General features: G+C 62.9%; 18 protein-coding genes. 8 read left to right on the forward strand and 10 right to left on the reverse strand.

Features of this window, described 5'->3' with window-relative positions; translation table 11 throughout:
• Position 1: 1 nt before the first annotated feature.
• On the reverse strand, positions 2-619 hold the full coding sequence (locus RM192_RS14040) for an ankyrin repeat domain-containing protein (RefSeq protein WP_311508178.1): 618 nt from the start codon (positions 617-619) through the stop codon (positions 2-4).
• Positions 620-714: 95 nt separating this feature from the next.
• On the opposite strand from RM192_RS14040, the gene RM192_RS14045 reads away from it, so the two are divergent.
• The 6 genes from RM192_RS14045 to RM192_RS14070 are packed head-to-tail and all read left to right on the forward strand — an operon-like array spanning position 715 to position 4,714.
• A complete protein-coding gene (locus RM192_RS14045) occupies positions 715-1,341 on the forward strand; it encodes an SCO family protein (RefSeq protein WP_311508179.1) in 627 nt (208 codons plus the stop codon).
• Positions 1,329-1,814: a YcgN family cysteine cluster protein gene (locus RM192_RS14050; RefSeq protein ID WP_311508180.1), complete on the forward strand. Its 486-nt coding sequence runs from the start codon at positions 1,329-1,331 to the stop codon at positions 1,812-1,814. Before RM192_RS14045 ends, RM192_RS14050 begins: the two co-directional genes overlap by 13 nt.
• Complete coding sequence (locus RM192_RS14055) at positions 1,807-2,565, forward strand: YgjP-like metallopeptidase domain-containing protein (protein WP_311508181.1); 759 nt, start codon at positions 1,807-1,809, stop codon at positions 2,563-2,565. Before RM192_RS14050 ends, RM192_RS14055 begins: the two co-directional genes overlap by 8 nt.
• A gap of 54 nt (positions 2,566-2,619) precedes the next feature.
• Positions 2,620-3,111, forward strand: coding sequence for a hypothetical protein (locus tag RM192_RS14060; protein ID WP_311508182.1), 492 nt, complete (start codon positions 2,620-2,622; stop codon positions 3,109-3,111).
• A complete protein-coding gene (gene ribD, locus RM192_RS14065; RefSeq protein ID WP_311508183.1) occupies positions 3,108-4,079 on the forward strand; it encodes a bifunctional diaminohydroxyphosphoribosylaminopyrimidine deaminase/5-amino-6-(5-phosphoribosylamino)uracil reductase RibD in 972 nt (323 codons plus the stop codon). The genes RM192_RS14060 and ribD overlap by 4 nt, the downstream gene beginning before the upstream one ends.
• 11 nt (positions 4,080-4,090) lie before the next feature.
• Positions 4,091-4,714: a riboflavin synthase gene (locus tag RM192_RS14070; protein ID WP_311508184.1), complete on the forward strand. Its 624-nt coding sequence runs from the start codon at positions 4,091-4,093 to the stop codon at positions 4,712-4,714.
• On the opposite strand, the gene RM192_RS14075 is transcribed toward RM192_RS14070, so the two are convergent.
• The 3 genes from RM192_RS14075 to RM192_RS14085 form a co-directional block, all read right to left on the reverse strand.
• On the reverse strand, positions 4,711-5,379 hold the full coding sequence (locus tag RM192_RS14075; protein ID WP_311508185.1) for an alpha/beta hydrolase: 669 nt from the start codon (positions 5,377-5,379) through the stop codon (positions 4,711-4,713). The two genes, RM192_RS14070 and RM192_RS14075, sit on opposite strands and share 4 nt — an antisense overlap.
• On the reverse strand, positions 5,376-6,257 hold the full coding sequence (locus RM192_RS14080; protein WP_311508186.1) for a methylenetetrahydrofolate reductase: 882 nt from the start codon (positions 6,255-6,257) through the stop codon (positions 5,376-5,378). Before RM192_RS14080 ends, RM192_RS14075 begins: the two co-directional genes overlap by 4 nt.
• An 80-nt stretch (positions 6,258-6,337) precedes the next feature.
• On the reverse strand, positions 6,338-7,738 hold the full coding sequence (locus tag RM192_RS14085) for an aminomethyl transferase family protein (protein WP_311508187.1): 1,401 nt from the start codon (positions 7,736-7,738) through the stop codon (positions 6,338-6,340).
• Positions 7,739-7,860: 122 nt separating this feature from the next.
• Here RM192_RS14085 and purU point away from each other — a divergent pair, with 122 nt between their 5' ends.
• On the forward strand, positions 7,861-8,715 hold the full coding sequence (gene purU / locus RM192_RS14090) for a formyltetrahydrofolate deformylase (RefSeq protein WP_311508188.1): 855 nt from the start codon (positions 7,861-7,863) through the stop codon (positions 8,713-8,715).
• Between the two features lie 62 nt (positions 8,716-8,777).
• Positions 8,778-9,179: a VOC family protein gene (locus RM192_RS14095; RefSeq protein ID WP_311508189.1), complete on the forward strand. Its 402-nt coding sequence runs from the start codon at positions 8,778-8,780 to the stop codon at positions 9,177-9,179.
• Between the two features lie 101 nt (positions 9,180-9,280).
• Here RM192_RS14095 and RM192_RS14100 read toward each other — a convergent pair whose 3' ends face one another.
• The 6 genes from RM192_RS14100 to RM192_RS14125 all read right to left on the reverse strand — a co-directional run bounded on the left by RM192_RS14100 (position 9,281) and on the right by RM192_RS14125 (position 14,481).
• A complete protein-coding gene (locus RM192_RS14100; RefSeq protein WP_311508190.1) occupies positions 9,281-10,021 on the reverse strand; it encodes an alpha/beta fold hydrolase in 741 nt (246 codons plus the stop codon).
• The gene (locus tag RM192_RS14105; protein WP_311508191.1) at positions 10,021-10,797 is read right to left on the reverse strand and encodes a glutathione S-transferase family protein; all 777 of its coding nucleotides are present in this window, start codon (positions 10,795-10,797) and stop codon (positions 10,021-10,023) included. The genes RM192_RS14100 and RM192_RS14105 overlap by 1 nt, the downstream gene beginning before the upstream one ends.
• Positions 10,798-10,823: 26 nt before the next feature.
• Positions 10,824-11,573, reverse strand: coding sequence for an SDR family NAD(P)-dependent oxidoreductase (locus tag RM192_RS14110; RefSeq protein WP_311508192.1), 750 nt, complete (start codon positions 11,571-11,573; stop codon positions 10,824-10,826).
• Positions 11,570-12,031: a protein tyrosine phosphatase family protein gene (locus RM192_RS14115; RefSeq protein ID WP_311508193.1), complete on the reverse strand. Its 462-nt coding sequence runs from the start codon at positions 12,029-12,031 to the stop codon at positions 11,570-11,572. Before RM192_RS14115 ends, RM192_RS14110 begins: the two co-directional genes overlap by 4 nt.
• 8 nt (positions 12,032-12,039) lie before the next feature.
• Positions 12,040-12,912: an amidohydrolase family protein gene (locus RM192_RS14120; RefSeq protein WP_311508194.1), complete on the reverse strand. Its 873-nt coding sequence runs from the start codon at positions 12,910-12,912 to the stop codon at positions 12,040-12,042.
• Between the two features lie 144 nt (positions 12,913-13,056).
• Entirely contained in the window at positions 13,057-14,481 is a 1,425-nt protein-coding gene (locus RM192_RS14125; protein WP_311508195.1) for an aldehyde dehydrogenase family protein, read from the reverse strand.
• Positions 14,482-14,511: the final 30 nt, after the last annotated feature.

Here is a 14,511-nt window from a genome sequence, read left to right on the forward strand (position 1 = left end):
GTCAGAAGGAAGGACCGTAGGTCTTCTTGGGGCCAGCTGCCTTGGCGTCCTTGGTCGCACGCTCGATCTCGCCCATCACGGTACTGGCCTTGCCTTCAAGCGCGGCATAATCACGCGCCGAACGGCCCGAATTGTCCGGGCGATCAGGATTGGCCCCCGCCTTGATCAGCAGGCGGACCAGCGTCAGGTCGCGGCGGTGCACCGCGCTGATCAGCGGGGTTTCGCCGGTGTTGTTGGCGTCTTCCACGCGCGCGCCGGACTTGATTAGCTCGTCCACGCCTTCGATGAAGCCAAGCTCGCAAGCCGCCACCAGCGGGGTCATGCCCTTGTTGTCGCGCGCGTTGACGTTGGCGCCCTTGGCCACGAGGAACTGGATCCATGTCAGGTCACGCCGCGCGACCACGATGTGCAGCGCGGTCTGGCCGGTGGTGAAATCCTTGGTGTTGATGATCTGGGTGCCGGGCTCGTTCAGAGCGTCGGTGACCTTTTCGCCTTCCTTCTTGCGGACGGCTTCGAGGAACTTGTAGCTGTCGGAAAACTGGGCCTGTGCGGGCATGGCCACGGCAGCGGCGAGCAGTATCGCCAGTGCGGCGAGCGGCCTGCGCATGATCGACAGCATTCATTCCTCCTGTTGCAAACCCCGTAGCCTTTTGGCCCCCCGGCATTTCGGCCAAAGTCAGGACTCGCCTCTTGCAAGGGCACGGTTAGCAGAGCATGAACCGCCGCGCCATGGCCCAGAAATTCAGATCCACCGCCCTGCGATCCCTCCTTGCGGCTGCGCTTGCAAGCTGCACTTTGGCGCTTGCCGCCTGCGGTGCCCCGTCCGAAAGCCCGCCGCTCGAAGGCGCCGCGATCGGCGGTGACTTCACCTTGACAGGCAAGGACGGCAGTGCGGTGCGCTACGCCGATTTTGCCGGCAAGTACCGGATCATCTACTTCGGCTATACTTTCTGCCCGGACGTATGCCCGGTTGACCTGCAGAACATCGCGCAAGGGCTGCGCCTGTTCGGCAAGGCCCACGGCGAGGCGGCGGCCAAGATCCAGACGATCTTCATCACCATCGATCCCGAGCGGGACACGCCCGAAGTGGTCGGCAAGTATGCCGCCAATTTCGGGCCTTCGGTGATGGGGCTTTCAGGCACGCCAGCGCAGATCGATGCCGTGGCCAAGCAATGGGCAGTGTTCCATCAGAAGCGCGACGGCGGATCGCCCAAGGACTATCTGATGGACCACAGCCGCGCTGCCTACCTGATGGGACCGAATGGCGAGCCGATTGCCCTGCTGCCTGCCGAGCAGAACGCGCAGGCCGTGGCCGACGATCTGGCGAAGTGGGTGCATTGAGCGCCGACCGCTTCTGGGAACGTCCGGTCGAGACGCTGAACCGCGAACAGTGGGAAGCGCTGTGCGACGGCTGTGGCAAGTGCTGCCTGCACAAGCTGGAAGACGACGCGACGGGCGATGTCTATCACACCAACGTCGCCTGCCGGTTGCTCGACCTGCGGACCGGGCAATGCAGTGATTACAAGCACCGCCGCGCCTATGTGCCCGATTGCCTGCGGCTGACGCCGAAGCTGGCGCGCGAATTGCCTTGGTTGCCCGACACCTGTGCCTACCGGCTGCGCGCTGATGGCGAGCCGCTGCCCGATTGGCATTACCTGATCTCGGGCGACCGGGCGAGCGTCCACGCCGCCGGGCAATCGGTGATCGGCAAGGCGATCAGCGAGACAATGGCCGGGCCGCTGGAGGAGCATATCGTGCCGTCCTCGCACTTCGACGCGCCCGATTCGGATGGGGACGACCTGTTCGATGCTTGATTGGCTGCGCCGCGCCGATCCACGGAACAGGGACGTGAAGGCACCGCGCAAGATCGCACCCCGCACGGTCATCGTGGGCGAGCGCGAATTGCCGCTGGTGATCCGGAAGCTGTCCCGCGCGCGGCGGATGACCTTGCGGCTCGCGCCTGATGGCAGCGAGGCGCGGGTTTCGATTCCAGCCTGGGGCCGCGTTGGCGATGCCGAAGCCTTTGCGCGCGACAGGGCGGACTGGCTGGCGGGGCAATTGGCCAATCTGCCCGAGCCGAGAACGATTGCACCGGGGGCAACGCTGAATCTGCGCGGCGAGGCGCTGTTGATCGTGTGGAATGAGGCGGCGCGGCGCAAGCCTGTGGTGGCGCAAGGCCAGCTTCTGATCGGAGGCCCCCGCGAATCACTCAGCCGCCGCCTGCAGCGCTGGCTGGAAACCGAAGCACTGGCCCTGATGGACGGCGACCTTGCGCATTACTGCGCGCGCGCCGGACATGACCTGCCCCGCCTCACTCTCTCAAGGGCGCAGCGTCGCTGGGGCAGTTGCGCATCGGACGGATCGATCCGCATGAACTGGCGGCTGATCATGGCGCCCGATTTCGTGCGGCGGTCAGTCGTGGCGCATGAAGTGGCGCATATGACCCACTTCGATCACAGTCCGGCGTTCCATGCGCATCTGGACACGCTGTTCGAAAGCGAAGTGAACGTCGCTAATCGCTGGCTCAAGCGCTATGGGCGCACGCTTTACGCGCCGTTCGGGTGATGGCTGAAACGCACTCTCTGGCGCAAGCGTCATGCACGCCCTATCTATGCGCGCATGAAAGCCTTTTTCCGTAACGTCTCCCCGCGCAGGGCGGTGGCCGATCTGTGGCAAGTGCTTGGCGCGCCCAGCGAATACCGCGCCATCGCACTGGTGCTCGCCGCACTGGTGACCGGCGGCATCTTCTTCGTGATGAGCAACCAGGGCGGGCGCGGCCTGCCCCGCCCTCCCAAGGTCATCTACTTCCCGAGCTTTCTCGAAGGCCGCAGCGACTCTGAAATTCTGGCCGAGAACCGGGTGGCGACTGCAAAGGCCAAAGCCGAGGAAGCCGAGTACGAAGCCGGGCAGGAGCGCGTGCGGCAGATGTACAAGGCCGTTGGCAATGCCACCGGCGTCGATACGAACAAGGCCTACGAGGAAGGCAAGGCCGAGCGTGAAGCCGAACAGCGCAGGATCGATGCGGAACGCAAGGCGATCCTCGACAAGCATCTGATCGATAATCCGGTGTTCGACCGCGAACAGAAAGCGGACCCGGCCCAGCCGCAATGAGCCGGGCGGACGACCTGCGCTGGCTTGATGCCGCCGCTGCGCTGGCAGCGCGGGGCCGTCCGCTCAGCCGTCCCAATCCGGCGGTCGGCGCGGTTATCGTCAAGCAGGGCGTGGTCGTCGGACGCGGCTGGACGCAGGCTGGCGGGAGGCCTCATGCCGAGGCGCAGGCGCTGGCCATGGCGGGTGAACGCGCCCGTGGAGCGACGCTTTATGTGACACTGGAGCCCTGCGCCCACGCCAGCGCACGCGGACCGTCGTGCACCTCGCTGGTGCTGGGTAGCGGGCTGTCACGCGTGGTTATCGGCGTGGAAGATCCGGACCCTCGCACAGCAGGCAACGGTATTGCCGCCTTGCGCGAGGCAGGGATTGCTGCCGAACTTCTGCCCTCTGCTGCCACCCGCACATCGCTCGAAGGCTATCTGATGCGGGCGGAGCATCGGCGCCCGCATGTGACCCTGAAGCTGGCAATGTCGCTCGATGGCAAGATCGCGCTGGCAGACCGATCGAGCCAGTGGATCACCGGACCGGAAGCGCGCGCGCATTGCCATGCCGAGCGTGCCCGGGCTGACGCAATCCTTGTCGGCGGCGGTACGCTGCGCACCGATTCACCGCGGCTCGATGTGCGGCTGCCGGGTCTTGAGGCGCGCAGCCCGCAGCGCATGGTGCTTACGCGCGCCCCCGCGCCGGATGGTTGGACTGCGGTAAGCGACATCACCGCTCCCGGCGCTTTCGGGGAAGCACAGTATCTGTTCGTCGAAGGCGGCGCAGAGGCGGCCGGCAGCTTTCTGGCCGCCGATATGGTCGACCGCCTGCTGATCTACCGCGCGCCCATCGTGATCGGCAATGGCTTGCCCGGCGTGGGCGACATCGGGCTGGGGTCGCTGGGCGAGGCGCACGGGCGCTGGCGCAATGTGGACAGGCGGACGCTTGGCAGCGACGCAGCCGACGTCTACGAACGCCTCCGCTAAAGGAGATTTCAATGTTCACCGGGATCGTCACCGAAGTCGGCAATATTCTTGCAATCGAGGACAAGGGCGATCGCCGCGTCACGATTTCCTGCGCGATGGACCCGGCGAAGATCGCCATCGGCGCCTCGATCGCGTGCTCGGGCGTTTGCCTGACCGTGGTCGATAAGGGCGGCGTGGCTGGTGAAGGCTGGTTCGCTGTGGACGTTTCGGGCGAGACGGTCAGCTGCACCGCGGGCGAACAGTGGACAGTGGGCGCGCCCCTCAACCTTGAACCTGCGCTCAAGCTGGGTGATGAGCTCGGCGGGCACATCGTGACGGGGCACGTGGACGGCGTGGGCGAAGTCGTCGGCATTTGCCCCGAAGGCGCATCGCTGAAGTTCGGCATTTCGGCGCCGAAGGACCTTGCGCCTTATCTTGCGGCCAAGGGCTCGATCACGGTGAACGGCGTGTCGCTGACCGTGAACGAAGTGGCCGACCAGCCCGACGGTTCATGCCATTTTGCGCTGAACATCATCCCGCACACCGCGCAGGTCACCACGCTGGGCACTCTGACGCCGGGCAGCAAGGTCAATCTAGAGATCGACGTGCTGGCGCGTTATCTGAAGCGGATGCAGAGTCTGGCGCAGCAAGCTTAGGCGCAGCCGAGCAGTATCTGCAGCAGTTGCTCGGGCTGATCACGCATGACGTCGTGGCTGGCTTGGGCTTCGTGGTATTCCCATGCGGCATCGTCCTGCACGGCGTCACGGAACTTCGCAAAGGGTGTAGGCTGCCAGCCATTGGCAAAGATGTAGACGCGGCGCGGGATCTTCGCTTCTTCGCCGGTGTAGCCCACGGCTTCTACCAGTGTTAGCAGGGGGTGCGCCGACAGAACCGGGCTTTCGAGGCCGGGTAGGGGGGCCACCGCGCCGGGGCTGTGCTTCTGGCTGCCGATGTAGTGATTATGCTCCCACTCGCCGGTCAGGTCCCATAGCGACTGACCATTCTGCGGCAGGAAAGCATCGACATAGACGATGGTGTCGATCCGCCCACCCAGCCGTGTGGCGAGGCCGGTTATGACCATGCCGCCCCATGAGTGACCGGCGAGGACGAAGCGGCCGAAGCCCGCTTCTGCGATCTGGCCGCAGACATCGTCAATATGCGTGGTGAGTGTGATGCCGGGGTGGAACTCGGCCTTGCGCTGCCCAAGCCCGGTCAGGTTGGCGACGAGCACGCGATGTCCGGCTGCGCGCAGATCGGAAGCGAGGCGATCAAAGGCCCAGCTACCGCCCCACGCGCCGTGGACGAGGACAAAATCGGTCACCCGCCGATGCCATGCTTCTTGTTGTAGGCGTGCAACCATTCGAGCGTCTTGGTCAGCCCGCCGAACGGATAGAAGTGCAGGCGCACGCGGCCATGTTCCGGCCCGAGACCCTTGGCAAAAGCATCGACCAACTTGTCCGGCCCTGCACTGCCGAGCAGGTTCGTGACCGAGATGCCGTACTTCTTCAGCACAGAGGTGGACGCTCCCACGCCGCAGCGCGCGGCGAAGGCGAGCAGGCGCTTGATCCCGGCGGGACCCGGTACGCCGATGCGCACGGGGGCGTCGATGCCACGCGCGCGCAGTTCCTTGAGCCATGCCAGAAACGCGTCGGGGTCGAAGCCGAACTGGGTAACGATCAGCGGTGCCATGCCGCGCTTCTCGATCTCGGCAACCTTGCTTTCGAGGACCGCCCAGCATTCGGCCTCGGTCATGTTCGGATGCCCTTCCGGGTGTCCGCCAATGCCGATGGCCTTGATGCCGCTGCGTTCGAACGCACCGGTAGCGATCAGCGCCGACGTGTCGAAATAGGGGCCGACCGGCTCGGGCGGATCGCCCGCAACGATGAAGCAGCGCGAAACCCCGGCCTTTTCGACCACGGCCTTGAGATAGCCTTCGAAATCGTCTTCCGAGGTGATCCGGCGGGCGGAGAAATGAGGCATCGGCTCAAAGCCGAGCTCGCGCACAGCGACCGTGGCGGCAACGCGGGCGGCAACGTCTTCGCCGGGAAGAAAGGTAACAGCGACTGGCGTTTCAGCCGGAATGAGCGGAGCGGCATCGCGCAGCGAAGCCTCGTCCTTCGCGGTCATCTCCAGCGAAAAACCGTCAGTGATCCCGGCGGGTTCCTTGTCCCAGTTCGGGTGAATAATGGGTGTGGCCATTTTCGGGATCCTCTTGATAGGGAGACAGCCCGCCCGGCCGCCGTTGTGGCGATCCGGGCGGGGTCTTGTTTCAGCTCTGCTTAGCGAGCGGTGCGCCAGCCTTCGGCATAGGCTTCACGCGCAACGCGGCTGTATGGCACCGGCGAAACGATCGCGCGGACGTTCAGCTGCTTGTGCGGTTCGACCGTGGTCTTGCGCGTGCCACCATTCTCTTCACCCCACACCACATGCAGCTCGGTGCCGAACGGGATTTCAGGGTCGATCGTGGCGAGGCTGAGAGCCTGCTTTTCGTTGTAGGAGAAGCCGGTGAACATCGACAGGCCGACAGTCTTGCCGGCAGCATCGACGACGCGGTCGTAGTTCGACGAGGCATAGTTCGCGAGCGGAACGTCGAAGAACTTGTAAGCTTCACCGTCCGGATTGAACATCGAAGCCATGATCTTGGCCATGTCCTCGGGATTCCATGCCAGCGTCACCTTCTTGCGCTGCTCGGCAGGGTTCAGGGCTTCAAGCGCTTCACGGCCATGGAAATCATGGTCGAACTTGACGAAGTTGCCGTAACCCAGTTCCCACGGATTGAGGTAGTAGTCCTCGATGTTGTCCGAGACGAACGAGCCGCCGATCGAACCGCTGGCTTCATAGCTGTCAGCAGCCAGCCATTCGCGGAAGCCCTTGAGCTTTTCGCCAGTGTAGATGGCGGGCAGCGGCGAAGGGATCCAGCCGGATTCGAGCGTGTTCGACGGATAGGCGCGGCTGCCGCACTGGATCAGGCCGAATTCCTTGCCAGCTTCGACGATGGCAGCGCGGATTTCTTCCTGCTCGGCGTAAGGACCCCAGATTTCAAGGCCCGGAGCGCCCGACATACCGTGGCGCAGGGTCTTCACGGTCTTGCCGGCGATGTTCATCGTCGACATGTTGAAGAACTTGAGCTGCTCGAGCGGACCGCCATGCAGCTTTTCGATCACGGCCCATGCGTTCGGACCCTGGATCTGGAAGCGCCATTCCTTGCGGGTGACGGGCTTGCCCATCGGACGCATCGGCGAACGGTCATCCAGCTCGATCTCGCAATCGTAGCCGCCGGTGGCAGCGTGATAGCGCAGCCAGTTCGATGCAGGCGCGCGGCCGACGTAGGTGAACGATTCTTCTTCTTCCCAGAAGATGATGCCGTCACCGATGACATGGCCATATGGCGTGGTGGGAACGTACTGCTTGGCCTTGTTGACCGCCCAGCCCTTCGAGCTGTTGATCATCGTATCGGACAGCAGCTTGGCCGCATCCTTGCCGCGAATGTACAGGTTCACCATGTGGTGCGACTGGTCGAACAGGACGGCGCTGTGCTGCCAGGCCCACTGTTCGCTGCGCCAGTTCGAAAATTCCGGGGCGACTACCGGATAGACATAGGCGCCAAGCTGCGAGTTGCGCAGCATGTCGACCACGTTGCCATTCTGATTGATCACCTCTTCGAGGTTCTTCGCTACCATACCTAACTCTCCCGACTGAAAATGGTTGGTTGATAAATTTGTATGCAACACATACAAGTTCACACGAGATTCGCAATGCTAAATGTTGCGTCCTATGAGGCGCACGCCAAGGGAGAGTGTGTATGAGCGCATCGTTGATTCTGACGCTGTCATGCGAGGACAAGCCGGGCATCGTCGCCCGCGTTACCGGCAACCTGTTCGAGGCTGGCGGCAACATTCAGGAAGCGCAGCAATTTGACGATCCGCAGAGCGGCCGCTTCTTCATGCGCGTCGTTTTCAACCCGGGTGATTCGTCGGTCGAAGCATTCCGGGAATCGTTCGCGCCAGTGGCGCAGCAGTACGCAATGGAATGGAACATCCGTGACACCTCGGTGAACCGCAAGGTCATCCTGATGGTCAGCAAGTTCGACCATTGCCTTGGCGATCTGCTCTACCGCACGCGAATCGGCGAACTGCCGATGGACATCGTGGCCATCCTTGGCAACCATCCCAAGGAAGCGCTCAACATCTCGCTGATCGGCGACATGCCCTATTACCACCTGCCGATCACCAAGGACACCAAGCCCCAGCAAGAGGCCGAAGTTAAGCGCATCGTCACCGAAACGGGCGCCGAACTGGTGGTGCTGGCGCGCTACATGCAGATCCTGTCTGACGATCTGGCATCGTTCCTCTCGGGCCGCTGCATCAACATCCATCACTCGTTCCTGCCGAGCTTCAAGGGCGCCAAACCCTATCACCAGGCGCACGCGCGCGGCGTGAAGATGATCGGCGCGACCGGGCATTACGTGACGACCGACCTCGATGAAGGCCCGATCATTCATCAGGACGTCGAGACCGTGACCCACGCCGACACGCCCGAGGATCTGGTGCGCAAGGGCCGCGATGTGGAGCGCCGCGTGCTGGCAGAAGCGGTCCGCCTGCATCTTGAGGATCGCGCGCTGGTCAACGGCACCAAAACTGTCGTTTTCAAGAGCTGAGATGAATGCGCGGCAGGAGCATCGTGCTTCTGCCGCCGCACTTTGGCGATGGAGAGTTGCCCATGAACGTCAACGCACTGGACCACGTCAATATCATCACCGCCCGGCTGGATGAAACGGCGGAGTTCTACAAGACCCTGCTGGGGCTTGAGCGGCGCGACGGCCCCGCCCCGCTCACCCCGCAGAACGCGCAATGGATGTTCGACGGCGCTGGGCGCGCGATCATCCATATCAACGCGGTGGATTGCCCGCGCGCCTATGAGCGCGACGTTCAGCCCGGTTCCCTCACCGGCGCGATCCATCATGTTGCGCTGAACTGCAGCGGCTATGATGAAGTGCTACAAAGGATCACGGCGTTAGGACTGGATTTCCAGACTAACACGGTCGAGGTAATCGGCCTGCGTCAGATATTTACCGCAGACCCGAACAACGTGCTGCTGGAACTGAACTTCTTCGCGGATTGACGGCGCGCCATTACTCCCCGTTCGTGTCGAGCGAAGTCGAGACACCGTGCGCAGTGCCTCGACTTCGCTCGACACGAACGGGCTTGGTTAAGCGCTTTTCCTCACGCTGGAATCGCCGCTTCCAGTGCATCCGCCAGTTCTACCGGCTTCGACAGATAAGGGCTGTGATCAGCCTCCAGCGTGACGATGGTCGCGCCCGGCGAATGATTTTGCATCGTGCGCTGGCTGTCAATCGGGATTGTCCGATCCAGTGTGCATTCGACATAAGTGCGCGGGAGACTGCCGTACCGTTCCTGCGTCAGGTGCAGCTTCTGCGAACGCGGTGCGTGCGGTTCGGCCAGCAGGCGCGGCAGCACGGCGGCCACCAGATCGGGCGGCGAGGCCTGGGCGAAAACCGGTGCAGCATTGGCCGCGTCGATCACCGTGGCCAAGCCGCCGTGGACCTTGCTGATGATCCCGTCGAACGCAGGATTGGGACCTTCCAGTTTCTTGAACTCGGCGCGGCTCATGCCCGAAGGCAGCATCATCGCGCAGATATAGACCAGCGCATCCATCGCCAACGGATCATGCTCGGCAGCGGTAGAGACCACCAGCCCGCCGCGCGAATGACCCGCGAGCACGACCGGCGCGCCGCCCAATTGGTGCTTGAGCTCACGGCAATGCTGCGCAGCAAAATCGCCCCAACCCTCGAGCGAGACTGCAGCAATTTCGTCTGGCGTTCCGCCCATGCCGGGCAGCGTTGGCGCGACCACGGTATGCCCGCGTGCGCGCAGCAATTCCGCAACCGGATCGAAGCACCAACCCCCGTGCCAAGATCCATGAACAAGGACGAAACCTGCCATCAGCGCACGTGGCCTGACCAAGTGCGAAGGCCTGGCGCGGTGCGGTCTTCTGACTTGAGCGCTTCAGCCATGGCCGGACGCGCGGTCACGCGGTCGCGCCATTCGATCAGGCGCGGCGCGCGGCGGGCGATCTCCATTTCGGGGAACATGCGTTCAACCATCATGCCGCAGTGGGAATAGAAGTTGATGTCGGCCAGCGTATAGGTGTCTCCCGCGATCCATCGTGTTTCGGCCAGTTGCTTCTCGACCTTGTCGACCGCGTATTCGATCTTGGTCGTCGCATTGTCGAGATCGGCCTGCGAAAAGCCCGAGCGCGCAGTGGCCCACTTCTTGCGCTGATCGGGCAAGGGAATGCTGGCGAGCAGCTTGTCGAAATCGCCATTCTCGATGTTGCGGGCGATCACGCCGACCATGCGATGCCAACCGTGCATGGAAACGTGGTTCATCACGTGCTCGTCGATGAACTTGTTCCAGTAGCGCATCCGTGCCGCACCGACCGGGTCGCGCGGGCGCAGGGGCGCGTCGGCGGGTTGGGCATCCGGAAAGGCGTCTTCGAGATATTCGTTGATCACTGTGGTGTGCGTGATGATCTGCCCGTCATGGTCGAGCACCGGCACCTGGCCTTCGGGATTGATCGCGGTGAACCATGCGGAATGCTGCTCGAACTTGTGCAGATCGACGTAGATGCTCTCATAATCGAGGCCCTTTTCCTTGAGCGGGGCCATTGATTTGAGCGAGTTCGCCAGCGGTTCGGCGTGGTAATATTTCAGGGCCATCAGTCTCTCCAATTCTCTGTGTTCTGTCAGACCCGCATGGTTCCCAGCATGCCGCCATCGACCGCCAAGGCTTGGGCGGTGACGTGGCTTGCTGCGTCCGAAAGCAGGAAGGCGGCGACTTGCGCGAGTTCGTCCGAGGTGCCGGTGCGCCCCTGCGGCACGGCCTTGGCCATCTGCACCGCAGCTTCGGGCGGTAAGCCATCGAGCATCGGCGTCTCGATCAGGCCCGGCAGCACGCAATTGCAGCGCACACCGAATTCCGCAGCCTCGTTGGCGACGGCGCGCGAAAGTCCGAGGACTGCGTGCTTGCTGGCGACATAGGCTGCGTTCATCGGCAGTCCGCGTTCGCTGGCAAGGCTGCCGGTGACGAGGATCGCGCCGCTGCGGCGCTGTTTCATCGCTGGCAGAACATGCTGGATCGCCCAGAACACGCCTTTGACGTTTACGCCCATGACTGCGTCGAACGCCTCGTCGGTATAGTCCTCGATCGGGGCAAACAACCCGCCGATGCCTGCGTTGAGGAACAGGCCGTCAATCGGCCCGTTTGCTGCCACCGCCTTGTCCAGCGCGGCGCAGAGCTGCGCTTTGTCGGCAACGTCGGCGGCGGCCCATGCGGTCCTGCCACCAAGCTCTGCTGCGGCCTGTTCAAGCAGGTCAGCGCGCCGGGCAATCAGTGTGACATTGGCGCCTGCCGCGACAAAGTGCGAGGCACTGGCGCGGCCGATCCCGGTGGAGGCACCGGTGATGACGATGTGCTTGCCGGTAAGGTCGGTCATGTGTCGCTCCCCGCGATGAATTTCGCCCAGACCTGTGCCTCTGGCCGATCGCTGCCATCGGGCGACCACTGGCGCTCCATGATCGCGCGGGCCTGCGCTTCGGGCATGCCGCGATGATCTCGATTGAGCCGGTACAGAAATGCCGAGACGCGCCAGTTCATGATGCAGTGAACGTGGACCGGCTTTGGCCCTCGCTCGAGAGCGTCACGAAAGGCTGCGAAATGCTCTTCGCCAGGCGCATCGAACGGAACCGGGATGTGCGTGTAGGCGATGCCGTGATGGTGCAGCTTCGCCCCCTCGTCCGCCAGCGCTTCAGGATGGGTTTCGAGTGCAAGGTTGATGACGTGAACGACGCCCACTGCAGCAAGCCGCGCCACGTCCCTGTCCTCGATCCGGCCCGACGTGGTCACATCCGCATCAAGCCGCTGCCAGGCACGGATGTCGACCGGGTCGGACATGACCCTGCTCAGGCCAGCCCGAGCACGCGCACAGCATTGTCCTTCATTATGCCAGGCAGGACTTCTTCCTTGAAGCCGACCTGCCGAGCGGCATCGAGCCATTTCTGCGGGTGGATCAGCGGGAAATCGGAACCAAACAGCATCTTCTTGCGGAGCTGCGTGTTGGCATACTGGATGATCTGCGGCGCAAAATACTTCGGCGACCAGCCCGACAGGTCGATGAACACGTTGTCCTTGTGCAGCGCCATCGACAGGCTTTCATCGATCCACGGCCACGATGGGTGCGCAAGGATGATCTTCATATCGGGGAAATCGACCGCGACATCGTCAACCAGCATCGGCTGGCCGTATTTCAGGCGGACTCCGCCACCGCCGCGCATGCCGGTGCCCATGCCCGAATGGCCGGTGTGGAAGATCGCCGGCAGCTTGTATTCGTTGATCACTTCATAGATCGCGTAGCCGATCTGCGAAGCGGGCGCGATGTTCTGCATGATGTGGTGGAACTTGAAGCCCTTCACGCCATGATTTTCGATCAGGTCGCGGGCTTCACGCGCGCCCATTTTGCCCTTGTGCGGATCGATCGAGGCGAACGGAATGCAGATGTCGTCGTTCTTGTTGGCGATTTCTGCGACTTCGTAGTTGGAGACCCGCTTGGCGCCAATCCCGCTCTCGCAATCGACAGTGAACATGCAGAAGGCAATCTGCTGTTCGCGGTAGATCTCGATGATTTCCGGCATCTTGGGCCGTTCACGCGGCGCTTTGAAGTAAGCGCTGGCGGCGTCGAAATACTTGCCCATCACCGGATCTTCGGGATCGTGGCACGATACCTCGGCGTGGACGTGGACGTCGATCGCCTTGATCTTGGAAAGGTCGATGGGCACGTAGTACGTTCCTTATATCACTCTCCCATTCAAGGAGAGGCACGAAAGGTTGGGCTGCAAGCCCGTAGCCGGAATTGAGTGGGGTGGCGTCCGCACTCCCCTTCTCCCAACCCTCTCCCCGGAAGGAGAGAGGGTCGTAAGACGTCAGACCAGAGCGTCGCGCTTGATCGTGATAACCTGGCTGTAGGTGAACTCCTTCAGGCCCTCGACGCCATATTCGGCGCCGAAACCCGACTGCTTGTGGCCGCCGAAGGGCGCGAAGGGCGACAGGTGAAGGAATTCGTTGATCCACACCGTGCCGGTTTCGAGCTGTTCGGCAATCGCCACGCCACGGTCCGTATCCTTGGTCCAGACTGCGCCAGCGAGGCCGTAGTCCGAGTTGTTGGCACGGGCGATGACCTCGTCGTCGCTCGAGAACTTCATCAGCGGCATGACCGGGCCAAACTGCTCCTCCGCGACGATGCGCGCATCCTCCGGCGGATTGTCGAGGATCGTGATCGGCACATAATAGCCAGACCCCGAAGGATCGACGTCACCGCCAACGAGGAACTTGTAGCCGTTGGCCTTGGCGTCCTCGATCAACTCGCAGACGCGTTCGAACTGCTTCTTGTTCTGGATCGGACCGACGCCGGTGCCCTGATTGGCGCCGTCACCCACCGTTACGGTCCTGGCGTAGTCGGCAATCGCCGCGCTCATCTCGTCGTAGATATCCTCGTGGATATAGACGCGCTTGGCCGCAACACAGATCTGGCCTGCGTTGGTGAAGCTCGACCAGAACAGCTGCTCGGCCACTTTCGCCACATCGGCATCGGGCAGGACGATGGAAGCATCGTTGCCGCCGAGTTCGAGCGTGATGCGCTTGAGGTCCTTAGACGCGCCTTCCATGATCCGCTTGCCGGTCGCCGTCGAACCGGTGAACGTGATCTTGTCGATGTCCGGGTGCGAGGTCATCAACGGGCCGAGCGAATCTTCGCCGGTAATGATGTTGACGACGCCTGCTGGCACGATGTCCTTGATCAGTTCGGCGAACTTCAGCGTGGTCAGCGGGGTGAACGGCGAGGGCTTGAGCACGATAGTGCAACCCGAGAGGATCGCAGGCGCAATCTTCTGGACGGCCATGAGCACCGGAAAGTTCCACGGCACGATGCCCGCAACCACGCCCACCGGCACGCGGCGCGTGCGGCTGAGGCGAGTTTCGTTGTCCTCGTTGATCGTCTCTTCAAGGGTCAGCGTAGACTGCGCGCTCATGATGCCCGAGCTGGCCCCGATTTCATGCTGCGCCTGATGGTGAGGCTTGCCCTGTTCGCTGGTGAGCAGGCGGTAGAGTTCATCGAAATTCGCGTCGATGGCGGCGGCCATGGCGCGAATGACAGCCCGGCGATCATCGACCGGCGTCTTCGACCAGGTCTTGAAGGCAGCGCGCGCTGCCGCAACGGCGCGGTCGAGTTCGGCTGCGCCGCACGCAGGAACGCGGCCGATGACCTGCTCGTTCGCCGGATTGACGACATCGAGCGAGGCCTCGGTCGTGACCAGCTCCCCGTTGATCAGGTTCGGATAAAGATGCGTCATCACTCTCTCCACTCGGTTATGATTGCTCTA

This window comes from Novosphingobium sp. MMS21-SN21R (assembly GCF_031846015.1).
In the GTDB taxonomy this organism is placed as follows: Bacteria; Pseudomonadota; Alphaproteobacteria; order Sphingomonadales; family Sphingomonadaceae; genus Novosphingobium.